The sequence below is a fragment of the Clostridium moniliforme genome, from assembly GCF_017873235.1.
Classification (GTDB): domain Bacteria; phylum Bacillota; class Clostridia; order Clostridiales; family Clostridiaceae; genus Clostridium; species Clostridium moniliforme.
The window spans coordinates 429063-451575 of record NZ_JAGGJZ010000002.1 but is presented as its reverse complement, the minus strand read 5'-3'; the positions used below and the strand labels follow the sequence as shown (position 1 = coordinate 451575).

Annotated in this window: 21 protein-coding genes; 1 reads left to right on the top strand and 20 read right to left on the bottom strand. The window is 27.9% G+C overall.

The window, feature by feature from the left end:
* Nucleotides 1-18: 18 nt before the first annotated feature.
* From yqfD to J2Z53_RS05390, 16 genes are all read right to left on the bottom strand, one after another.
* Nucleotides 19-1140: a sporulation protein YqfD gene (gene yqfD / locus J2Z53_RS05465; protein ID WP_209796228.1), complete on the bottom strand. Its 1122-nt coding sequence runs from the start codon at nucleotides 1138-1140 to the stop codon at nucleotides 19-21.
* Nucleotides 1137-1424 (bottom strand): sporulation protein YqfC, encoded by a 288-nt coding sequence (gene yqfC / locus J2Z53_RS05460; RefSeq protein WP_209796227.1) that lies wholly within the window; start codon nucleotides 1422-1424, stop codon nucleotides 1137-1139. The genes yqfD and yqfC overlap by 4 nt, the downstream gene beginning before the upstream one ends.
* A gap of 147 nt (nucleotides 1425-1571) precedes the next feature.
* Nucleotides 1572-2027, bottom strand: coding sequence for a GatB/YqeY domain-containing protein (locus J2Z53_RS05455; protein ID WP_209796225.1), 456 nt, complete (start codon nucleotides 2025-2027; stop codon nucleotides 1572-1574).
* A 23-nt stretch (nucleotides 2028-2050) separates the two neighbouring features.
* A complete protein-coding gene (gene rpsU / locus J2Z53_RS05450; RefSeq protein ID WP_008429643.1) occupies nucleotides 2051-2227 on the bottom strand; it encodes a 30S ribosomal protein S21 in 177 nt (58 codons plus the stop codon).
* Between the two features lie 117 nt (nucleotides 2228-2344).
* Complete coding sequence (locus tag J2Z53_RS05445) at nucleotides 2345-2689, bottom strand: histidine triad nucleotide-binding protein (RefSeq protein WP_209796223.1); 345 nt, start codon at nucleotides 2687-2689, stop codon at nucleotides 2345-2347.
* 35 nt (nucleotides 2690-2724) lie between these two features.
* On the bottom strand, nucleotides 2725-4032 hold the full coding sequence (gene mtaB, locus J2Z53_RS05440; RefSeq protein WP_209796221.1) for a tRNA (N(6)-L-threonylcarbamoyladenosine(37)-C(2))-methylthiotransferase MtaB: 1308 nt from the start codon (nucleotides 4030-4032) through the stop codon (nucleotides 2725-2727).
* Nucleotides 4032-4781, bottom strand: coding sequence for a 16S rRNA (uracil(1498)-N(3))-methyltransferase (locus J2Z53_RS05435; RefSeq protein ID WP_209796219.1), 750 nt, complete (start codon nucleotides 4779-4781; stop codon nucleotides 4032-4034). Before J2Z53_RS05435 ends, mtaB begins: the two co-directional genes overlap by 1 nt.
* A gap of 18 nt (nucleotides 4782-4799) precedes the next feature.
* Complete coding sequence (gene prmA / locus J2Z53_RS05430; RefSeq protein WP_209796218.1) at nucleotides 4800-5741, bottom strand: 50S ribosomal protein L11 methyltransferase; 942 nt, start codon at nucleotides 5739-5741, stop codon at nucleotides 4800-4802.
* Between the two features lie 142 nt (nucleotides 5742-5883).
* Entirely contained in the window at nucleotides 5884-6108 is a 225-nt protein-coding gene (locus J2Z53_RS05425; RefSeq protein ID WP_209796217.1) for a hypothetical protein, read from the bottom strand.
* 47 nt (nucleotides 6109-6155) lie between these two features.
* Nucleotides 6156-7001, bottom strand: coding sequence for a carbohydrate ABC transporter permease (locus J2Z53_RS05420; protein WP_209796216.1), 846 nt, complete (start codon nucleotides 6999-7001; stop codon nucleotides 6156-6158).
* Nucleotides 7002-7003: 2 nt separating this feature from the next.
* Nucleotides 7004-7885: a carbohydrate ABC transporter permease gene (locus J2Z53_RS05415; RefSeq protein ID WP_209796215.1), complete on the bottom strand. Its 882-nt coding sequence runs from the start codon at nucleotides 7883-7885 to the stop codon at nucleotides 7004-7006.
* Nucleotides 7886-7965: 80 nt separating this feature from the next.
* Entirely contained in the window at nucleotides 7966-9318 is a 1353-nt protein-coding gene (locus tag J2Z53_RS05410; RefSeq protein WP_209796214.1) for a carbohydrate ABC transporter substrate-binding protein, read from the bottom strand.
* A gap of 119 nt (nucleotides 9319-9437) precedes the next feature.
* Nucleotides 9438-11003: a response regulator transcription factor gene (locus J2Z53_RS05405; RefSeq protein WP_209796213.1), complete on the bottom strand. Its 1566-nt coding sequence runs from the start codon at nucleotides 11001-11003 to the stop codon at nucleotides 9438-9440.
* On the bottom strand, nucleotides 10996-12720 hold the full coding sequence (locus J2Z53_RS05400) for a cache domain-containing sensor histidine kinase (RefSeq protein ID WP_209796212.1): 1725 nt from the start codon (nucleotides 12718-12720) through the stop codon (nucleotides 10996-10998). The genes J2Z53_RS05405 and J2Z53_RS05400 overlap by 8 nt, the downstream gene beginning before the upstream one ends.
* Nucleotides 12721-12862: 142 nt before the next feature.
* Nucleotides 12863-15019, bottom strand: a complete 2157-nt coding sequence (gnpA, locus tag J2Z53_RS05395) for a 1,3-beta-galactosyl-N-acetylhexosamine phosphorylase (protein WP_209796211.1) — start codon at nucleotides 15017-15019, stop codon at nucleotides 12863-12865.
* 164 nt (nucleotides 15020-15183) lie between these two features.
* The gene (locus J2Z53_RS05390) at nucleotides 15184-16155 is read right to left on the bottom strand and encodes an N-acetylglucosamine kinase (RefSeq protein ID WP_209796210.1); all 972 of its coding nucleotides are present in this window, start codon (nucleotides 16153-16155) and stop codon (nucleotides 15184-15186) included.
* A 318-nt stretch (nucleotides 16156-16473) separates the two neighbouring features.
* Here J2Z53_RS05390 and J2Z53_RS05385 point away from each other — a divergent pair, with 318 nt between their 5' ends.
* Nucleotides 16474-17568 (top strand): ABC transporter ATP-binding protein, encoded by a 1095-nt coding sequence (locus tag J2Z53_RS05385; protein WP_209796209.1) that lies wholly within the window; start codon nucleotides 16474-16476, stop codon nucleotides 17566-17568.
* 114 nt (nucleotides 17569-17682) lie between these two features.
* On the opposite strand, the gene dnaJ is transcribed toward J2Z53_RS05385, so the two are convergent.
* The 4 genes from dnaJ to hrcA form a co-directional block, all read right to left on the bottom strand.
* A complete protein-coding gene (gene dnaJ / locus J2Z53_RS05380; RefSeq protein WP_209796208.1) occupies nucleotides 17683-18816 on the bottom strand; it encodes a molecular chaperone DnaJ in 1134 nt (377 codons plus the stop codon).
* A gap of 96 nt (nucleotides 18817-18912) precedes the next feature.
* Nucleotides 18913-20778, bottom strand: coding sequence for a molecular chaperone DnaK (dnaK, locus tag J2Z53_RS05375; RefSeq protein WP_209796207.1), 1866 nt, complete (start codon nucleotides 20776-20778; stop codon nucleotides 18913-18915).
* A gap of 64 nt (nucleotides 20779-20842) precedes the next feature.
* Nucleotides 20843-21442: a nucleotide exchange factor GrpE gene (gene grpE / locus J2Z53_RS05370; protein WP_209796206.1), complete on the bottom strand. Its 600-nt coding sequence runs from the start codon at nucleotides 21440-21442 to the stop codon at nucleotides 20843-20845.
* Between the two features lie 22 nt (nucleotides 21443-21464).
* Nucleotides 21465-22496 carry a heat-inducible transcriptional repressor HrcA gene (gene hrcA / locus J2Z53_RS05365; protein ID WP_209796379.1) on the bottom strand — a complete coding sequence of 344 codons (1032 nt, stop codon included), beginning with the start codon at nucleotides 22494-22496 and terminating at the stop codon, nucleotides 21465-21467.
* Between the last annotated feature and the right edge of the window lie 17 nt (nucleotides 22497-22513).

The following is a 22513-nucleotide window of genomic DNA, read 5'->3' as shown; positions in this document are numbered from 1 at the left end:
AATATCTAACTTCATGCTTTAAGATGCTATATTTTCTTCAACAGCAAATTGTGCAATCACTTTTATCTTTTCCTCGTTAACATCCAAAACATCATAGGTTTTACCTACAATCTTTGCTTCATTAGTTAAATCTTTCTTTAAAAACTCTTCAAGTTTTTTCATGGAATTTTCTACAGCCTTTTCTTTATTTAGATTTATTTTTTTACTCTTCATTTCATAATAATTAACAGATCTTAACATTCCGTCTTTATCTTCTATTTTATCATAGTTTTTAAAAGAATTTGTAGCCTTTTTTAAGTAAATTTTCTTGCCACCTAAATTTATATAAATATCACTATCCTTATTACCTGTTCTTTCTAATTTTTCTCCTTTTATTTGTATTTCTAAAGTTCTTTCATAAAATACTGTGGCAATTACTACTCCTTGTGGGTTAACTTCATACTTTTCATCCATATCTCCATCATAAGGATAAATCAAAGCATCTCCCTCTTTAACCATATCTCCTGGTACTACAGCAGGTGTTCCAAATTTAGTATAAATTCTTTTTACCTCACCATCTTTTCTAGCAACAACACCCTTGTTATAAGTATCTAATAATTTTGGTGGATTAACTTTTTCCTCTACTTTAATTTTTAAACTTGACCCTTCCATTCTAGCCCTAACCCATAATATTTCGGAACTATAATCTTCAATTTTCTTTTCTAAATCATAAACATTAATTTTTCTTTTACTCATTCCTTGATGAATTCCTAAATTATTAATCATTTTCCTAACTTCAAATGGTGAAACATTTTTTTCTGTTTCTATATCAATCGCCCATATAAACGTTGATAATAAAAATAATATTATTAAAAATATTCCGCCTCCAATTACAAATGATAATCTCTTTCTTATTTTAGATAATTTAACTATTGTTCCCTTTCTTTTTAATATTTTAATTTTTCCATTACATCTCTTAACTATCTTTTTTACATCCTCATAATCTTCCCCATATATGTTCATTGTAAGCGTAGCTGCATCAATTTTTCTTATATTATCAGCTCTTATATTATTTTTCCATAGTGCGTTTAACATCTGTTCTGTTTTTATAAGAGTTATTTTCACAGTTATTATTGTTAATTTTTTAGTATTAAAATTCATTTTTCTAAATCTCCATAATTAATTCCTAAAAATTTTCCTGAAACAACAATTGTTTCATCTGCTATATATAAAATTTCAAGGTTACTTCCTTCTACTTTAACTACGCCTTTTTTAGTTTTAATTTTTATATAATCATTATCAAAACTATGAATACCTTTATGATTTTCAATTGAAATCTCTCTATCTCCTATAACAGTTATTTTAGGTAAATCAAATATAACTTCCTTAGGCAAGTCTATTTTTTCTAAAAGCTTTTCTTTTTTTTCTGATAAATTCCCTTTCACTTCACATTCTCTCCCCCAATATTTCTATCATAGTAATTTATGATTTTTTTTAAATTTTAATACCAAAAAAAGAGTAACTTAATTAAAGTTACTCTTTGTATAAAATATAAACATAACAAAAAGGACTCTAAAAAGAGTCCTCTATTGCTATTTATTATTTATTAAATAATTTTTCACTATTTGACTTACAAGCTTGCCATCAGCTCTTCCAACAGTCTTTGGTCTAACTAATGCCATAACTTTACCCATGTCTTTTATGCTATTTGCACCCGCTTCTATAGCTGCTTCCTTAACGATTTGTACAATTTCTTCTTCGCTTAATTGCTGAGGAAGGTAATCTAGCAAGATCTTAATTTCAGCATTAGCTTCATCAACTAAATCTTGTCTGTTACCTTTTTCAAACTCAAGCACAGCTTCTCTTCTTTGCTTGACTTCTCTAGCTAATATTTCAATAACTTCACTATCTTCAACTTTTCTATTATCTGTTTTTTCAACTAATAAAATAGCTGATTTAGCAGTACTTAATACATTAGCTCTAAATTTGTCTTTTGCCTTTAAAGCAGTTTTCCAATCTTCTTGAAGTCTCTCTTTAATTGTTGGCATTTCCTATACCTTCTTTCAAAATACTACTTGAACTTTCTCTTTCTAGCAGCTTCTGATTTCTTTTTCTTCTTTACGCTTGGCTTTTCGTAATGTTCTCTCTTTCTAACTTCTGAAAGAACTCCAGCTCTAGCACATTTTCTCTTAAATCTTCTTAACGCACTTTCAAGTGTTTCGTTTTCTCCAACTTTTATTTCTGACATCTATTATCCCTCCCTCCGCTAGCTTAAATTATCAATTCAATCAGCTACGGGCTTAATAACACAAGCTATATTATACATTATTCACATTAATTGTGTCAATAATTTCTGGAAACATTTTTAGCCTGGTGGCCATTTTAGTTCTCTACCACCTAGAACATGGAAATGCATATGATCAACAGTTTGGCCTCCATCTACACCACAATTATTAACTATTCTATATCCATTTTCTGATATTCCTAGCTCTTTTGTAAGATTTCTTATAACTTCAAAAATATGTGAAATAACTTTTGAATTTTCTTCTGTAATTAAATTAACACTTTTTATATGCTCCTTAGGTATAACTAAAAAATGAACTGGTGCTTCTGGATTTATATCGTAAAAAGCATATACATATTCATCTTCATATATTTTCTTTGATGGAATTTCTCCATTAACTATTTTACAAAAAATACAATCTGACATAAATTCACCCCCTTTAAAGTAGAGTAATTACTATTTTATTTTATCACTTTTCCCTCTGCATAGTCACCCTTTGATTTTAAAAGTTTAACTTTAACTATATTTCCTATATCATTTTTTGATATTCCATCTACATGAACTTTAACAAAATTTCTAGTATATCCTTCATATATACCATTTTCACCTTTTACTTCTTGTTCAATTAAAACTCCCATTTCTCTTCCAATTAAACTTTCTGTAAAGCTTCTTTCATTTTTCTCATTAAGTTCAATTAAATTTTTACTTCTTTCTTCTTTCTTATTTCCATCAATTTGATCTTTCATATCTGCAGCTTTAGTTCCTGTTCTTGGACTAAATTTAAATATATGAGTTTTAGTTAATTTATTTCTTTTTAAGAATTCATATGTTTCATTAAATTCTTCATCTGTTTCTCCAGGGAAACCAACAATTACATCAGTTGTTATTGATGCATCCTTTAAGTTTTCTCTTAAAACATTAACTATTCTCTCATATTCAGCAGCTGTATATCTTCTATTCATTCTCTTTAAAGTAGCATCACATCCACTTTGAAGGGACAAATGGAATTGAGGACAAAGCTTTTTCATATTTTTAACCTTTTCTACTACATCATCTGAGAAAAAGGCTGGTTCAATAGAACCTATTCTAACTCTTTCTATTCCATCTATTTTTTCTATTTCTTCAAGAAGAGTTACTAAATTAACATTTCCTTCTAAATCAAGTCCATAAGATGCAGTATGTATTCCTGATAGTATTACTTCTTTAAATCCATGTTCTGCAAGCTTTCTTATTTCATCTAAAACGCTATTAAAATCCTTTGAACAAACTGCACCTCTAGTATAAGGAATTAAACAATATGCACAAAATCTATTACATCCATCTTGTATCTTTAAGAAGGCTCTTGTTTTATCTCTGTAATCTTCTATTTTTAATTCTTCAAAGTGTTTATTTCTAAGAACTCCACCAACTTGAATTTGAGGTTTTTTCTCATCTATTGCCTTATTTACATAATAAACAATATCTCCCTTATTTCTAGTTCCAAGTACAACATCAACGCCCTCAATTCCAGAAACTTCCTTAGGGGCAATTTGAGAATAACATCCTACAACTGCTATTATTGCATCAGGATTTAATCTTCTAGCTCTTCCTATAATCTGCCTTGATTTTTTATCTCCCATATTTGTCACTGAACATGTATTTACGACATAAACATCAGCAATTTCTGTAAAATCTACAACCTCATATCCTTCTCTTACAAATTTTTCAGTCATTGCTTCTGATTCATACATGTTTACTCTACATCCTAATGTAGCAAATGCAACTTTCATTAAATACTTCCTCCTAGATCTCCTAATTCATATTGAATTAATGAGGTAGCTACAAAACCTGCTGTTTCTGTTCTAAGAATTCTTTTCCCTAGAGTTATAATATAAGCTCCCCCATTCTTTAAATTTTTAATTTCACTCTCGCAAAATCCACCTTCTGGCCCTATAACTATACCAACTCTTTTTATATTTTCTATATTTATATCTTTCATAAGTCCTTTAATCCCATAGTCTTCTTTATTCTCATAAGGAACTATAACCAAATCAAAGGATTTTATTTCATTTATCAATTCCTCAAGCTTAATTGGATTCAAAACTTTTGGAATTATACTTCTCTTACTTTGTTTGCAAGCTTCAAGTGCTATTCTATTTAATCTATCTAGCTTTTTAAAATCACCTTTAAGTTTAACATCAACTCTCTCAGTTATTAAAGGTATAAATTTGCTAATTCCAAGTTCTGTTCCCTTTTGAACTATTAAATCCATTTTTTGAGCTTTAGGCATTCCTTGAAATAATACTATTTCAACATTGCTTTCATTATTTACATTTAATTTTTCAATTATATCTAAGGTAACTTCACTTTTTGTTATTTCTTTAATTTTTGCTAAATATTCTGTTCCTTCACAATTGTTTAAGACTACTTCTTCCCCTTCTGTTAATCTTAAAACTTTATAAATATGTTTAACATCTTCCCCTACTATTTTGCAAGTATCTTCAAATACATATTCTGATGGGGTAAAAAACTTATGCATCTAATTTTCACCTAACCTTTATTTTGCTTTTGCAATAATACAATTCCATTCTCCATCTTTATTAACTTTAATTACTTCAAAACCTGACTCTTCTAATTTGTCAGTAACCATTTTAACTCTTTCATGAATTATACCTGATGTTATAAACATTCCACCTGATTTTAAAACTCTCTTAACATCATCTATAAGAATACATATTACCTCGGCAATAATATTTGCAACAACTATATCAGCTTTTCCTTCTATTACTTCAACTAAATTTCCATAAAGAATTTCTATATTATCTAAGTTATTATATCTTACATTTTCTTTAGCTGATTCAACTGCTACTGGATCTAAATCTACTCCAACAGCTTTTTTAGCTCCAAGTTTAGCTGCTGCTATTGCAAGTATACCAGAACCTGTTCCTACATCAAATACTGTACTATCTTTTTCTACGTACTTTTCTAAAGCCTGAATACACATCTTTGTCGTTTCATGATCTCCTGTACCAAATGCCATACCTGGATCTAATTCAACAACTAAGTCTCCTTCATTTTCTTTATAGTCTTCCCATATTGGTTTAACAACTATATGTTCTCCAACCTTTGAAGGTTTATAATATTTTTTCCAATTGTTAGCCCAATCTTCTTCATGAGTTTTTGAAACTTCAACTTTTCCTTCTCCAACATCAAAGCCCATATTTTTTATTTCTTCTACTTTTTCTTTAACATATGTAATTACTTCATCTATATTATCTTCTTCTGAAAAATATCCTTTAACTACTGCATATTTACCTTTATGTTCTAAAACATTTATATCTGCAAAATCCCAAGTTAATGGTCCTTGTTCCCTTTCTAATATATCATTAGGATCTTCAACAGATACACCTTTACAATCTAATATATAAAAAATACCTTCTATAGGCTCAAGTGCCTCACTTTTAGTAATAACTTTTACTTCAATCCATGATCCTTCCATGAAATTCATTCCTTTCTTTTCATTAATTAATGAACTTAATAAATAATTTTAACCTTTTTAAATGAACTCTGTCAAGAAAAGACAAAATATTAAAGGCTTAGATGTATAAATCATCTAAGCCTTTAATATTGAAATTATAACTTTATTTTTTGTTGTCTTTTATACATTTATAAAAATTAAACAAAATTAGCATAACTAAAAAAACTAATATTATATAAATATAAGGTAATGAATTCATATAATAATCTATATTTATATTTTCAGGTAATCTAGAGTCATTATCTATTTTTATAGTAATACAAAAACTTATAAAAATTATTATTAATATTATAACATTAAATAAATGTGCTTTATTTATCCTTTTCATCCATCCTCCAATTATAAAGAATAATATATCAATCAACTACTATAAAATTAACCTTTTATTCCTCCTATATTAACACCTTCTGTTAATTTTTTATGGAACAATGTATAGACAATAATTGTTGGAACCATTACTATAACCATTCCAGCAAACATTGCACCCCAATCTGTTGCAAATTTATTTACTTCCATTAAATTTTGAAGTCCAACAGGTAAAGTTTTCTTTGAATTTGTTGTTATAAAAGTCATTGCCATTGCATATTCATTCCAAAATCCCATAAAATTAAATATTAAAACTGTAATTATTCCAGGCTTTGCAAGTGGAACTATAACACTTGTTAATGTTCTTGCATAACCACACCCATCTATCATTGCAGCTTCTTCATAGTCTTTAGGTATACTTTGCATAAATCCAATTAGTATATAAATTGAAAATGGTAACTGAAGTACTGCATAAACTAAACTTAAAGCTAATCTATTATTTAGCATATTTAAGTCATTCATTATTAAAAATAATGGAACTATTATATATACTGATTGAATAAATAGTCCTGCCATATAAGAATTTTTTAAGAAATTTGATCCTTTAAATTTATATCTAGAAAGTGCGTAGGCAGATGGAACTGCAAGTATCATTAAAAATGCTAAAGCTAATATTGTTACTATTATTGAGTTTAGAAAGTAATCTCCCATATTCGCCTTAGTAAATGCATTTACATAATTTTCAAACCTTAGTGTTTCTGGAAATGCCCAAGGTGCAGTTGTAAATTCTCTAGGTGATTTTAGAGAAGATAATACTGTCCAAATTAAAGGAATAATTACAAGAAGACTTCCAAAAATCAGTATTATTCTTAATATCCAAGTTTTAATTTTTTCTGCCTTATTTTCAACTCTCATATCTACTCCTCCTTAACCTTTGTTAATTTATTTAATAAAAGAGCTAGTCCGACTGCCATAATAAAAATTACAACTCCAATTGCCATTGCGTATCCATAATTTGAATTAACAAAAGCTTGTTTATACATATATGTTAATAATACTTCTGAATTTCCATCTGGTCCTCCATTAGTCATTACTTTTACAAATATAAAACTTAAATTAAATACTCCTGTTATAAAAAATACAAAGGTAACTCTTACTATTTCCCAAATCATTGGTAAAGTTACATATCTAAATTTTTGCCAAAATCCTGCTCCTTCTATATCTGCTACCTCATACAGTTCTGGTGGAATTCCATCTAAGCCTGCCATATAAATTACCATATAATAACCTACAGCTTGCCAAACCATAGCCATAGCTAAAGCCCATAATACTGTTTTAGGATTTCCAAGCCATACAAGTTGCAATCTATCAAGTCCTATACTTCCTAAAAAGGAATTAAGTATACCAATTGATGGATCATAAATGTATGTAAATAGAACTCCTATTACTACCATTGATAAAACATTTGGAAAAAAGAATATTAATCTATAAAAATTCTTTTCTTTTAATTTTCCCTGAGTTAAAAATATTGCAAGTAGCAACGAAAAAATTATTGTTACAACTGGAAAAACTACAAGTAAAAACGCTGTATTTTTGAGAGATTTAATAAAATATTCATCAGAAAATAAAGTCTTAAAATTATCAAATCCTATAAATTTAGCATTATTTGATAAACCTCCCCAACTATACATAGACATACTAAATCCCTTTATAATTGGATATACCATAAATAGAATAAATAATATTAGTGTTGGAATTATACACCATGCTATGAATATTTTCTTTTTATTATTTTTCATTCTATATCACTTCCATTACCCTATATTTAGTAATGGTTGGGAGTTATCCCAACCATTATCCATTGTTTTATAAATATTTATTATTTTGAAGCTGCTTCTCTTAATTTTGCATCTGCTTTTTCAAGTTTTTCAGCCCATTGTTTAGCTGTTAATTCTTTATTCATAATTGATGCTAATGGATTATATACTTCATCAGCTATATTAACTTCACTCTTAACTGTTTTAAAATCAACTGTTATTGGTTTTACACCCTCTTCAAAAATCTTAAAACATTCATAATTTGATTGATTTAGATTTTCTTTAGCAAGTTCTAAACCTTTCTTAATTGGAACAACTCCACCTGATAACTTAGAGTTTAACTTAACATTTTCATCTTCATATTGGAATGCTAAGAATTTCTTTGCTAAATCTTTATTTTTAGCTTCTTTTGGAATATACATTTGCTCTATCATAGTAGTTGCATATCTAGTATCCCCGCTCTTAAATACAGGAGGTGCCATAAATCCAAAGGAGAATCCTTCTTTTGGAATTGTTTCTTTCATTTCATCTTCAAACCAGTTACCATTTGGTATAAATAATGCTTTTCCATCTAAGAATGCTTGTTGAGCTAAAGTATGACTCATACCAACAGTTCCTTTTAATAAGTAACCATCTTTTCCAATCTTTTCAAATACTTCTAAAGCTTTTTTAGCTCCGTTGCTTTCCCAAGCTCCCTTGTCATAATTAAATATAGCTTTTAATTCTTTTTCTCCACCTGCTGATGCAATCATTGGCCATATTAAAGCTTCATTATATGATGGATTTAATCCTTGATAAGTAAATAAAGCTTTTCCATCTTTCTTTGCTTTATCTCCTAAAGCAAAGAATTGATCCCAAGTTTCTGGAGCTTTATATCCTTTCTTTTCAAAGTAAGTTTTGTTATACCACAGACCAGTTACATTGTAATAAAGTGGTGCTAAGAATACTTTTCCATCTCCATATGGAGCTGTAAGAGATGTATTTAAAAATCCATCTAAAATTTTATCCTTAAGCTTTCCTTCTCCATCTGGATTTTTTCCATCAAATACATCTGTTAAATCTTCTAGAGCATTATCTTTAATTAATGCATTTGCTAATCCTGATGGATCTGTTGATCCTAAGTATATAAAGTCGGGTGCATCTCCAGATGTTATTTTAGGTCTAATTATTTCACCAATCTTTGGATTAGCTTCTACATTTACCTTAACTCCTGGATTTTTTTCTTCAAATCTTTTACTAACCTCTTTCCAGTATTCTGATCCATGACCACCTTCAAATACTGCAATGTTTAGTACTTGCTCACCTTTTTTACCTGCATCACTTTCTTTAGGTTTACTTCCACAACCTGCAAATAATGAAACACCAATAGTTGTAGCAGCTAAAAGAGTTAGCATTTTAATACTTCTCTTTTTCATATTGTCTCCCCCTTTGAATACCTTAATTACTTATAATTAACTTACAATCTAATAGTAACATTAATCGTTTTCACTTAATATAAACGTAATTTACAATAATATAGAATATTTTTACGTAATTATTTGTAACATTTTTTCTTAAACTCACTTGGATTAATTCCATAGAATTTTTTAAACAATTTATTGAAATAAAATTGATCATCTATCCCTACCATAAGTGATGCTTCCTTAATCATAATAGATTTATCTGATAAAAGTTCTAATGCTTTATTCATTTTTCTTTCATTAATAAAATAGGTAATATTTTTACCTGTTTCATTTTTAAAGATTCTACTTAAATAGCTTTCATTCATATTAACTGTTTTTGAAAGCATTTTTAAAGATATTTTCTTTTCAATATTTTTGTCTATATAATTTATAATATCTTCCACTTCTTTTCTATATCTTCTATTATTTGCATCATTTATCCATGCTTCAATATTATTAAATTCTGAGTATAAGACAGATTCCAAAGTTTTAATATTATTAGTCTTTTCTATTTTTTCTCTAATTTCATCAAACTTGTCTACATTTTTAAAGCCCTTTTGTAACTCATTTCCTTCAATATTTGCAAATATAAATTGAAATAGTTCTTTAACATTTTTAGGATCTGATCTTTCCTTTATCATATACTCTATTATTTTATTTGATAATTCTCCATTATCACTAAATTTTCTCTCTTTTATATTTTTAATTATTTTCATTGAATATGGTATATCAGTATAATCTATATACTTAAATTCTTTAACATCATATCCATCTATAATAGATGCCTTTCCTAGATAAAAACTACATCTAAATAATTCCATAGTTTTATTAAATGCTAATTTAAAATTTTTCTTTTCTCTAAATTCCTTAGATACAGAAATTGATACTGTAATATTTAAATACTGATTTATATTTTTCATAATATTTTTATTTATATTTATTATATTTACATTACTACTTGCAAATATAATTATTCCACTATGATTTTTTATAAAAATAGTTTTATATTTTATATCTTTAGGAATACTTTCATCTATAATATTCTCAATATTTTTTTTTAAATTTGAATGTTCCTTTATTTTTTCTTTATATATTTTTTCTATATCATCAACTCTAAAATAGCTTACTCTATACTCATTATCTAATATTCTTAATTCATCATTATTTATACATTGCAAAAATTCCTCATCGTCTACTTCTTCATCTCTCATCATTAAAAGCAAATTATTTTTTAAATCACTTAAGTCAAATTTTTCTATATCTTTTTCAATTAATTTATAACTTTTTTTATTTTCTTTTATTTGATTTATTAAATCCTCAATATCTTTATCTTCAATTGTAACCTTTAATAAATAATCAAAAGCCCCCTCTTTCATAGCCATCCTAACTAACTCATAATCTCCATAATTGCTTAAGACTATTACTGTACTATTTAGCTTTCTTTTATTTATCTCTTTTATAAGTCCTATTCCATCTAAATTAGGCATTTTTAAATCAGTAATTATTACATCTGGAACATTTTTTTCAATTACTTTAAGTGCTTCTACTCCATCTTTTTCACATCCAATTACTTCACAATCCAATTCATTCCAATTAACTATATTTCTCATTGCAATTCTAATTAATTTTTCATCATCTACAATTAAAACTTTAAGCATTATTTTCATCATCCCCTTTATTATTTGTAGGAGTTAATATTCTAACTTCTGTACCATAGTCAATTATACTTTTTAAATCCATTTCGCAATCTGCTCCATAGGTTAGTTTAATTCTTTCAAAAACATTTTTATATCCAATTCCTGATAAATTTCCTTTATTCTTTTTTTTGCTTTCTTTAGAATCAAACCCCTTTCCATTATCTCTAATTATTATCTCTAAATATTTTTCCATTTTAGAAATGTATATATCTATTTTCTGATTATCTTTATCCTCATCAAACCCATGTAAAATACAATTTTCCACTATAGGTTGTAATATAAACTTTATTATTTTTAACTCATAAACGTCTTCTTTTATGTTATAATTAACATCAAAAGAATCTCCATATCTAAGCTTTTGTATAACTATATAGTTTTTTATGTTATCTATTTCTTCCCTAACAGTTATAAATTCCTTTGAATTTACTATTGTATCTCTTAAAAGCTTAGCTAATGCTCCAAGTCCATTTGAAACAGATGTATCTTCATTCATAACAGCTATCCATTTAAGAGTATTTAATGTATTAAATAAAAAATGTGGATTTATTTGCGCCTGAAGCATCTTTATTTCCGATTCTCGCTTTAAAATTTGCTCATGTTTAACTTCATTTAGAAGAGTGTTTATCTTATGTACTAATCCATTAAATTGTTTAGTTAATAAACTTATTTCATCATTTCCTTCATCCTTAACTTTAAAATCAAAGCATCCATCAACAACTTTATCCATTCCTCTAACTAGGTTATCTATAGGGTTGTATATACTTTTATAAATATATTTTGTAAATATAATTACAATTCCTATAGAAATTACAATATATATAGATAAAGTTAGTATTACATCTCCTATCTTGTCTAAAAAACTATTATAATTAACTAAATTAACAACTTTCCAATTTAATTTCTTTATTTCTTTATAAGATGCTATATACCTTGAACTATCTATAATAGTTTTATCGCCATTTAGTTTTATATGTTTTTTATAAGGAAAATCTTTTTGTCCAAATAAAAAATTATTATTTTCATCTAAAATTACAATAGATGTTGAATCTCCTAATGCTGCATTTAAAAAAGTTCCTCCAAAAGCATTTTCATTTAAAGCAACAAAAATATATCCATTAACTAACTTTGTTTCAGGATCTTTAATTGCTCTAGCCATAGATATAACACCTTGTCCATCTATTCTAGTATAAAACCAAATAGTTTTACCTGGAGTTTTTTTTGCAACATGTGAGTATCTTAAAACATCTGATTTTGAAAAATATTTAAATCCTTGAGTATATAATATAGATAAATCCTTTGTAAGTATTTCAACTTCACCAACACTAGATAGGAGATGTAACTTTGAATATAAAAAGTTATTTAAATTATTTGCAAATGTATATTCTTCTGTTTGATTCATTATTTTAGATTTTTGTAGACCTTCATAGATTAAATTAGACATTAGAACTTCATCTAACTGCTGTTCAAATTTTGCAATATTTAAATTTATATTTTCCTCTATAATATTTAACATTTCACTAGAATAGCTATCTATATTATCTTTTATTATATTTCTGCTTTGTTCCCAAGAAATAATAAAAATAAATATCATAGATATTATAGGTATAACTGCAAATCCTAGAATTAATCTTTTTTTAATTCCTATATTTCTAATCATATTTTTTTTTAGTTTTCTCATATTTTTCTCCTAAAACTAATTATAATAATATTTAAATTATATCATCTCTATAAAATATTTACAAAATTTACTTATTATTAATTTTCTATATTTAACAATAAAAGGGATAGTTATGTACTCCCCAAAACTATCCCTTTAATAATTATTTATATTCTATCCATTTCATTTCCATAGGTTTAAGTTCCAATTTTGAACTTAGTTTTCCATCTATAAACAATTCTGTATTTTGTATATCTCTTGTATTATTTATTACTGCTATTTTCCCTATATTTTCAAAAGCAGCACATTCTGTATTTACATTAGTAACATAATACTTTTTCATTTCATCTTCCTTATTTGCTGCAAAATAAATTGCCCTTAAAAGTAATCTACAATTTTGTGGAGTATATGGAAGTCCTGCAAAGTAAACACTTCTTCCCTTTCCAAAAGTATTTACAGCTAGCTGAGAATATTCTCTATCCATATTTAAAATTTGATAATTATCTCCTTTAGCATAAACTTTAGGCATTCCTTCGCCAAAATCTAATTCTTCTTTAATATCATAAAGTAAAAAATGCTCTTTATTTACTTCATTATATTTTCTTGTGCTAAGAGAAAATCCAATTTCTTTATCAACTCCTAATACATCATCTAATTGAAAATATCTTCCTTCATATTGGCATGCAGTAGGTTCTCCTACACCTATAAATCCTCCACCATTATAAACCCATTCTCTAATTGTAGTTACTAATTTTTCATCCTTCCAGTTGTCTCCTCCACTCCATGCTGTATATGCATCTCCTGCATTTATTAAAACTTTTATATCAGATGGAATTCCATTATCCTTTATATCATCAAAACTTATAAATTCTACATCTACTGGCATTCCACTTAAACATTCAATAACACCTACATAAGAATATATTTCTCTATACCAAAGAGCATGTGCTACTTGATTAGTTTGCCATGTTCTAAGTTTTCCCCAAGAATTTAGCACTCCAACCTTTAAAGATGTATAAGCCTTTTCACCTTTTATTGTTTCATGAATTTCTCTAAATTCATCACATATTTTAGAAACCTCATCTACAAACTCTGGAAACTCTTTAGTTAATCCTAAATATCCTCCATATCCTATTCTTTCAAGAGGTTTTCTAAGTATTGCACGTCTTGCTTGAAGCCAATTTTCTTGACCTTCTTTTACTGGATCTCCACCTTCTCTAAATACGTCTGGGAAAAAGTATGGTAAAAATCTTCCTTCTGTATATTTAACTCCAGGAATATCACTTATCATTCTCATTGTTGTTCCATTTCCAACTGAACCTACCACTGCATCTAACCCTATACTTTCAAAATATTTTCCATAAGGTTCTGTACCTATCCAGTTATCACCTAAAAACATCATTGCTTCTTTTCCTTTTTTGTGACACATATCTACCATTTTTTTTGCAAGACTTGCAACCCATTTAGATTGAAAATCTATATAATCCTTAAATGCCTTAGTTGGAACTCTAAAAGGAGAATTATAATACCCTTCATCTACAATATCTTCTGATCTTAATTTATAACCTTTATCTTTTTCAAAATCCTCCATAGCTTTAGGACTTACAGAAGAGCTATATCCAAACCAATCAACAAATTTCTCCTTACCTGTTTCATTAAAACACAAAGTAAAATGATGGAAAAATGTTGTAAATCTAACTACATCAATATCTTCATTCTCATCAAGCCATTTTTCTAAAAGTTCTAACATATGCTTTTGAGTTTTAGGTTGTCTACAATCATAAGGAATTTCATGAGGCTTATCCCCCCAATTGTTTGTAATATGATTGTACATTTCTGTAGGATCCCAAATCATATAAACTAAAAAATTAACTGTGTATTTATGCCAAGGATTCGCCTTACTTATTAAAACCTTTTCATTTCCCTTATCAAAACTCCAATTATTTATATTTAAAACCTCACCTGTTGTTCTATCTATAACTTCCCACCATTTTTTTTCATCATGGAATTTATCTATTATAAATTGCTCTTTAAAATATCCTTTTAATAAATCTATTTCAATATTATCTGAAGTTGCAACAACAGGCTCAGACATTAAATAAAGCTGTTGAACTTCATCCATATTTCTTTTAATAAATTCTTGGTCATTTCTTGTTGTTAGGTATGTACTATACTTTTTTACACCTAACCCATTTATTTCATTTCCAAGCTTAGTACCATCACAATCTCTAATAGCATCTGCTCCCCATTTTTCTATTATTTTCTTTATATAATCATTCATATTTTTATCAGTTGGTATTGTAACTCTTCCTTTTGTCATAAATCAAACCTCCCCAAAAATCATTAATTAAATTTTAATTTATAAAAATAATTTTTAGAATAGATGTTTTTTTTAGATATATATATTATTTTTACTTTTAAATAATATATAAGAAAACCTTTTAAAAATACGTAATAATAAGTTAATTACCAAATATAAATTATCTAATTTGTTACGCCTTTATTTAATCTTTCTTTATAATCTTCTGGTGGTATTTTTCCGCTTAAAGTATATGCCATAAGGGCTGCTCCATGCCATGGTTCTATTTCTGGTTCCTTAATTATACAATTAATGTTTTCTTCTTTAATCATTTTCTTTAAAGGCTCTAATATAAGATCACCTGCTTTAAAGACACCTCCTGTATATGAAACTATAAATTTATCATTAAATTTTAATTTTTCACTTAAAACTTTTATATGAAGAAATAATTCATAAGCTGCTTCTTCAAATATTTTTTTACATGCACTACATCCTTTTGATGCTGCAATAGATCCTATACTTGCAAAGGATGCTATTTCTGTTCTTGAAAACTTTAATTTATTAAATACAATATCAACAATTTCAAAATAATCTTTTATATTTAATTTTTCTTCTAAAGTATTAACTAAAACTGTCTCTTTACTTCTTCCATCCTTTTGTCTTGTATATTCATTTATAACCTTAAGTGCAATAAAATAGGCACTTCCATCATCACCAATTCCAGGACCCCAGCCTCCACAACGATCTTCTTCTCCTTCTTCATTTCTTCCATAAGCAATACTTCCAGTTCCAGCAACTATATTAATTCCATTAGTACATCCTGTACCAGCTGCCCATCCTGCAACACCATCATTTCCAATTGTATATGGTATTTCATTAAATATTTCTTCAACTAAATTATCTATTTTTCTTTTATCATTCTTACTTTCTCCATAACCTGGAACTCCTATAAATAAATATTTAATATCCTTCTTTTCTATTTTTACTTTTTTGCAAATTAATTGAAATGCTTCTTTTAATTCTTGTTTTAAATTTTCTTCCCCAATTTGATGAATATGAATAGTTCCTCTTTCCATATCAAAAACAACATTAAGATTTTCATCAATTAAAATATATATAGTTTTAGTTCCTCCACCATCTATTCCTAAATAATACATTTTATTTACCTCCTTATAATTTTTTGTAAACTTTATCATTTTTTATTAATTCTAACAATAGTTTCACTTTTAAGTCAACGTAAAAATAATTATTAAAAAAATAATATTATAAATTAAATTATTTATACATATTTATTAATGCATTAATTTAAATAAATTAATGATAACAAAAAAAGTAAATTATTTAATAATACTAGTAAAAATAATACATAGTGTTTAATCTAGTACACAATTATAATTAATTTATATTGAATTATAATTGTAAGATACTTAAAAGATTTAGTTAATAATATTAACTACATAAAGGAGAGTTTTGTTATGGCAGGATTAGTAATGAAAAATATTAACAAAGTTTATGAAAACGGTTTTAAAGCTGTTACTGATTTTAATTTAGATATTAAAGATAAAGAATTTATAGTTTTTGTTGGTCCTTCAGGATGTGGAAAATCTACAACTCTTAGAATGATAGCAGGGCTTGAAGAAATCAGTAGTGGAGAATTATACATTGGAGACACATTAGTTAATGATGTTGCTCCAAAGGATAGAGATATAGCTATGGTGTTTCAAAATTATGCCTTATATCCTCATATGACTGTTTATGAAAATATGTCTTTTGGTCTTAAATTAAGGAAATTACCTAAAGATGAAATTGATAAAAAAGTTAAAGAAGCTGCTAAAATATTAGATATTAGCCATCTATTAGATAGAAAGCCTAAGGCATTATCTGGTGGTCAAAGACAAAGAGTAGCTATGGGAAGAGCTATAGTTAGACATCCAAAAGTATTTTTAATGGATGAACCTTTATCAAATCTTGATGCAAAACTTAGAGTTCAAATGAGAATTGAAATATCAAAGTTATATAACGATCTTAAAACAACATTTATATATGTAACTCATGATCAAACTGAAGCAATGACTTTAGGTACAAGAATTGTTGTTATGAAAGATGGTATAGTTCAACAAGTTGCAACACCAAAAGAAATTTATGAAAATCCTGTTAATATGTTTGTTGCTGGATTTATAGGAAGCCCTCAAATGAATTTCTTATATGGAAATATTGATAAAAATCAAAATATAAAAGTATTTGATAAAACTATATCTATTCCTAATAATAAAGCATCTTTACTGAAAGAATCTAAAGATCCTAATGTAATATTAGGAATAAGACCTGAAAATATTTTTATAGATTATAATATTCCTAATGATGAAACTTTAATTAAATTTAATGGAATTGTTGAATTAATTGAAAATTTAGGTTCTGAAACTTATATTCATATAAAGAAAAACGACAGAAATATGATTATTAAAGCACCAGGTGCATTATCTTATGTAAATGGTGATAAAATAACTTTTGCTTTTAATACTGAAAAAATTCATGTTTTTGATAAAGAAACACAAAATACAATTTTTTAAATTATAGATTTTATCCCCCAAAATTATATTTAAATAGATAAAAACATAGGGTTTTATAAAAACTCTATGTTTTTTTATCAAAAATTAAAAGGCTACATTAAGTAGCCTTTTAATTTATTTAAATAAATCCTTAAATCCTTTTTTATGGTGCTTTTCAATTCCCTCAACATTTTCACCTGAAGCTTCCATAAACATTAATAAAGCTTCTTTTTGTTTTTCATTAAGTTTCTTTGGAATATCAACTATAACTTTAACATATTGATCTCCTCTTCCACCACCGTTAACTCTTGGGACACCTTTACCCTTTAACCTGAACAATGTTCCAGATTGAGTTCCTGCTGGAACTGTATATTTAACATTTCCATCAACTGTTTCAACTGTTATTTCAGTTCCAAGTGTAGCTTTACCCATTGAAATATGAGTATCTATATATATATCTACGCCTTTTCTTGTGAACTTTTTAGAAGGTGCAACAATTATATTTATATAAAGATCTCCAGCTGGACCTCCATTACTTCCATGTTCACCTTGTCCTCTAAGTGGCATAACATTTCCAGTATCTACTCCTGCAGGAATGTTTACTTTTATCTTTCTATTTTTTCTAACTTGACCTTTACCTTTACATGTTGAACATGGCTCTTCTATAACCTTACCAGTTCCTCCACATTTATTACAAGTTGTTGTACTTACAAAACTTCCAAGAGGAGTTTGTCTTTGTACTCTTATTTGACCTGTTCCATGACATGTTTGACATGTCTTAGGAGATGTTCCAGGTTTAGCTCCTGTTCCATGGCATGTTTCACATTCTTCACTTCTTGTAATTGATATTTCCTTTTCTACACCTTTAATAGCTTCTTCAAATGTTAGCCTTACTGTATATTCGATATCAGCTCCTCTTTTAGGTCCATTCCTTCTTGATGAACTGTTTCCACCGCCACCAAAGAATGTATCGAATATATCTCCAAAACCTCCCATATCTGAGAAGTCAAAGCCTCCAAATCCACCTGCTCCAAATCCGCTTCCGTCAAAATCAGCTGTTCCAAATTGGTCATATTTAGCTTTCTTATCTGGGTCTGAAAGTACTTGATATGCTTCATTAATTTCTTTAAACTTTTGTTCTGCTTCAGCATTTCCTTGATTTTTATCAGGATGGTATTTTATAGCTAGCTTTCTAAAGGCTTTTTTAATTTCAGCTTCACTTGCACCCTTCTCTAAACCAAGGATTTCATAATAGTCTTTTTGTGCCATCTATTTTCACCACCATACATTATAAAATTTACAAAAGGGAAGACGACATCTGCCTTCCCTCTTTGTATTATATAAGAAACATTAGTATTTTTACAACTATTTATCGTCTTCTACTTTGAAATCTGCATCTACAACATTATCATCATGTGGTGCTGATCCTTGATTTCCTTGTGCTCCACCCATGTTGTTTGGATCAAAGCCTTGACCTTGTGCTCCTTGTTGTGCTCCTGCTTCTTGATATATCTTTGATGATATTGCATAGAACTCTTGAGTTAATTCATCAATAGCCTTTTTAATACCTTCTAAATCATCGCTATCTTTTATCTTCTTAACTTCTTCTAATTTTGCTTGAACTTTTGCTTTATCATCAGCTGAAACCTTATCTCCAAGTTCTTCTAAAGTTTTTTCTGTTTGATATACAACTTGTTCAGCGTTATTCTTAACTTCTATTGATTCTTTTCTCTTCTTATCTTCTTCAGCAAACTTTTCTGCTTCTTTTACAGCCTTATCTACTTCTTCATCAGTTAAGTTAGTTGAAGCAGTAATTGTAATATTAGCTTCTTTACCAGTTCCCTTATCCATTGCAGATACCTTAACAATACCGTTAGCATCTATATCAAATGTTACTTCAATTTGAGGAATTCCTCTTGGAGCTGGTGCAATTCCTGATAATGTAAATCTTCCTAATGTCTTGTTATCAGCAGCCATTTGTCTTTCACCTTGAACTACATGAATTTCAACTGATGTTTGACCATCTGCAGCTGTTGAGAATATTTGACTCTTCTTAGCTGGGATTGTTGTATTTCTTTCTATAAGTGGAGTAGCAACTCCTCCTAAAGTTTCAATTCCAAGTGTTAATGGTGTAACATCTAGTAATAATACATCCTTAACTTCTCCAGTTAATACACCTGCTTGAATAGCTGCACCAATTGCAACACATTCATCTGGATTAACTCCCTTTGAAGGTTCTTTTCCTATAAAGTTTTTAACTGCTTCTTGAACAGCTGGTATTCTTGTTGATCCACCTACTAATAATATTTTATCAATTTCACTTAATGAAATTCCTGCATCAGATATTGCTTTCTTCATTGGTTCAATTGATCTTTGAACTAAATCATGAGTTAATTCATTGAATTTAGCTCTAGTTAAGTTCATATCTATATGTTTTGGACCATTTGCATCTGCTGTTATAAATGGTAAGTTAATATTTGTTTGAGTTGATGATGATAATTCTATCTTAGCTTTTTCTGCTGCTTCTTTTAATCTTTGAAGAGCCATCTTATCTTGTCTTAAATCAATTCCGTTTTGAGCTTTAAAATCTTCAGCTATATAGTCCATGATTTTATTATCAAAATCATCTCCACCTAATTTTGTATCACCATTTGTTGATAGTACTTCAAATACTCCATCTCCAAGTTCTAGTATAGATACATCAAAAGTACCACCACCTAGGTCATATACTAATACTTTTTCTTCTTTTTCTGTTTTATCTAATCCATATGCAAGTGATGCTGCTGTTGGTTCGTTTATTATTCTTAAAACTTCAAGTCCTGCTATTCTACCAGCATCTTTTGTTGCTTGTCTTTCAGCATCATTAAAATAAGCTGGAACTGTTATAACTGCTTGAGTTACTTTTTCTCCTAAATAGCTTTCAGCATCTGATTTTAATTTTTGAAGTATCATTGCTGATATTTCTTGTGGTGTATAATCTTTTCCTTCAACATTAACTTTGTAGTCAGTTCCCATATGTCTCTTTATTGAAATTATTGTTTTATCTGGATTTGTAATTGCTTGTCTTTTAGCAACTTGACCAACTAATCTTTCTCCATTATCTTGAAATGAAACAACTGATGGAGTAGTTCTTGAACCTTCTGAATTTGTAATTACAACAGGTTCTCCACCTTCCATTACTGCTACACATGAATTTGTAGTTCCTAAATCGATTCCTATAATTTTACTCATAATAATATATCCTCCTTACGCAAACTATCGTTTGTTATAAAATTCTAATTTATTTCAATATATTTTAATTTGCTACTTTAACAACAGAGTGTCTTATAACCTTGTCTCCTCTTTTATAGCCTTTCATAAAAACTTCAGCAACTGAATTTTTCCCAAAATTTTCATCTTCAATATGCATTACTGCTTGATGAATATTTGGATCAAATCCTTCTTCTGTTTCTATTTCTTCAACTCCTAACTTTTCTAAAGCTGATTTAAAGCCTTTAAGAGTCATTTCAACACCTTTTTTCATATCCTCAATGTTTCCTTCAGCTTCTAATGCTCTTTCTAAATTATCAAGGTTAGGCACAATTTCCTTTAATACATCTACACAAGCATCTGTATAAATTCCTTCTTTTTCCTTAGCTGTTCTCTTTCTGAAATTTTCATACTCAGCTGTTACTCTTAGAAGTCTGTCTTTTAATGCTTCAAGCTCATTGTTTAATTTTTTATTTTCTTCTTTGTATTTTTTAAACATGCTTAAATCATCCTCTTCTTTTTTTTCATTCTCATCAGCTTGAGGCTCATCTGAGGATTCTTCTAAATTTTCTTTTACATCATCATTTTCTTTAATTTCTTCCTCATTTTTAATTTCATTTTCTAAGTTATCTTTGTTATCTACCATCTTTTTAATACACCTCTTCTCTTTAACTTTTAGATTGTCCTTTTAAAGTTTTATTTAACTCTTTCATGACTTGTGCCATTATTGCGATTACTTTTGAATAGTTAATTCTTCTAGGACCTATTAATCCAATAGTGCCCTTTGCACTATCACCTAGAGAATACTCAGCTGATATAACACTACATTCTTTTGCTTCTGGGATATAATTTTCATCACCAATTTTTATTGTTATATCACTTTCAGGTTCTATAAGTTCAACAACACAATCCTTATTATGAAGAAGTGATAATATTTCTCTAGCTTTTCCTATATCATTATACTCTGGAAAGTTTAATATATTGGTAGCACCCTCCATAAAGACTCTTGATGTATCATCTTCTTTTAAACATTGATATAAGGCTGGAAGCATTGCATTAAATACTTCATCATAACCGTGTAAATCTACTTTTAAGTTGTTTATTACTTCTAAATTAATTTCATCTATTGAAAGATGTAATAATCTTCTGTTTAATGTTTCATTTATTTTACTTAAAACTTTAACTGGTGGTACTTTTTTGACTCTTATTATTTGATTTTTAATAAGACCTCCATCTGTAACTATTACTGCTAAAAGTGTTTTTTCATCAACATTAATTATTTGTATAGATTTTAAACAACTCATACTTATTGAAGGTGTTTTGACAACACATGTTAAATGTGTTAATTCTGAAAGTAATGTACTTGCATTTTTAACAATCTTACTAACTTCAAGCATTGCTGAATTAATAACATACTCTCTTATTTTCAAATCTTCTTCTTTACTTAAAATTGGTTTATCCATTAAACTATCTACATATAATCTATAGCCTTTACTTGATGGAATTCTACCAGCAGATGTATGAGGCTGTTCTAAATAACCCATATCTTCTAAATCCGCCATTTCATTTCTGATTGTAGCAGATCCAACTCCTAAGTCATGATTTTTTGCTATTGTTCTAGAACCTACTGGTTCTCCAGTTTTAATGTAATCATTGATAATAGCTTCTAAAATTTTTATTTTTCTATCATCAATAACCATATCATCACCTCTGCTTA

Excerpts from the sequence above, each read along its gene's own strand:
- J2Z53_RS05405 (WP_209796213.1), bottom strand. The coding sequence starts at position 11,003 with ATGCTTAAAGTTTTAATTGTAGATGATGAAAAATTAATTAGAATTGCA.
- J2Z53_RS05445 (WP_209796223.1), bottom strand. The coding sequence starts at position 2,689 with ATGTCAGATTGTATTTTTTGTAAAATAGTTAATGGAGAAATTCCATCA.
- mtaB (WP_209796221.1), bottom strand. The coding sequence starts at position 4,032 with ATGAAAGTTGCATTTGCTACATTAGGATGTAGAGTAAACATGTATGAA.
- J2Z53_RS05435 (WP_209796219.1), bottom strand. The coding sequence starts at position 4,781 with ATGCATAAGTTTTTTACCCCATCAGAATATGTATTTGAAGATACTTGC.
- yqfD (WP_209796228.1), bottom strand. The coding sequence starts at position 1,140 with ATGAATTTTAATACTAAAAAATTAACAATAATAACTGTGAAAATAACT.
- J2Z53_RS05420 (WP_209796216.1), bottom strand. The coding sequence starts at position 7,001 with ATGAGAGTTGAAAATAAGGCAGAAAAAATTAAAACTTGGATATTAAGA.
- hrcA (WP_209796379.1), bottom strand. The coding sequence starts at position 22,496 with ATGGTTATTGATGATAGAAAAATAAAAATTTTAGAAGCTATTATCAAT.
- dnaJ (WP_209796208.1), bottom strand. The coding sequence starts at position 18,816 with ATGGCACAAAAAGACTATTATGAAATCCTTGGTTTAGAGAAGGGTGCA.
- J2Z53_RS05425 (WP_209796217.1), bottom strand. The coding sequence starts at position 6,108 with ATGAAAAGGATAAATAAAGCACATTTATTTAATGTTATAATATTAATA.
- J2Z53_RS05390 (WP_209796210.1), bottom strand. The coding sequence starts at position 16,155 with ATGTATTATTTAGGAATAGATGGTGGAGGAACTAAAACTATATATATT.
- dnaK (WP_209796207.1), bottom strand. The coding sequence starts at position 20,778 with ATGAGTAAAATTATAGGAATCGATTTAGGAACTACAAATTCATGTGTA.
- grpE (WP_209796206.1), bottom strand. The coding sequence starts at position 21,442 with ATGGTAGATAACAAAGATAACTTAGAAAATGAAATTAAAAATGAGGAA.
- J2Z53_RS05400 (WP_209796212.1), bottom strand. The coding sequence starts at position 12,720 with ATGAGAAAACTAAAAAAAAATATGATTAGAAATATAGGAATTAAAAAA.
- prmA (WP_209796218.1), bottom strand. The coding sequence starts at position 5,741 with ATGGAAGGATCATGGATTGAAGTAAAAGTTATTACTAAAAGTGAGGCA.
- J2Z53_RS05455 (WP_209796225.1), bottom strand. The coding sequence starts at position 2,027 with ATGCCAACAATTAAAGAGAGACTTCAAGAAGATTGGAAAACTGCTTTA.
- rpsU (WP_008429643.1), bottom strand. The coding sequence starts at position 2,227 with ATGTCAGAAATAAAAGTTGGAGAAAACGAAACACTTGAAAGTGCGTTA.
- J2Z53_RS05385 (WP_209796209.1), top strand. The coding sequence starts at position 16,474 with ATGGCAGGATTAGTAATGAAAAATATTAACAAAGTTTATGAAAACGGT.
- J2Z53_RS05410 (WP_209796214.1), bottom strand. The coding sequence starts at position 9,318 with ATGAAAAAGAGAAGTATTAAAATGCTAACTCTTTTAGCTGCTACAACT.
- J2Z53_RS05415 (WP_209796215.1), bottom strand. The coding sequence starts at position 7,885 with ATGAAAAATAATAAAAAGAAAATATTCATAGCATGGTGTATAATTCCA.
- gnpA (WP_209796211.1), bottom strand. The coding sequence starts at position 15,019 with ATGACAAAAGGAAGAGTTACAATACCAACTGATAAAAATATGAATGAT.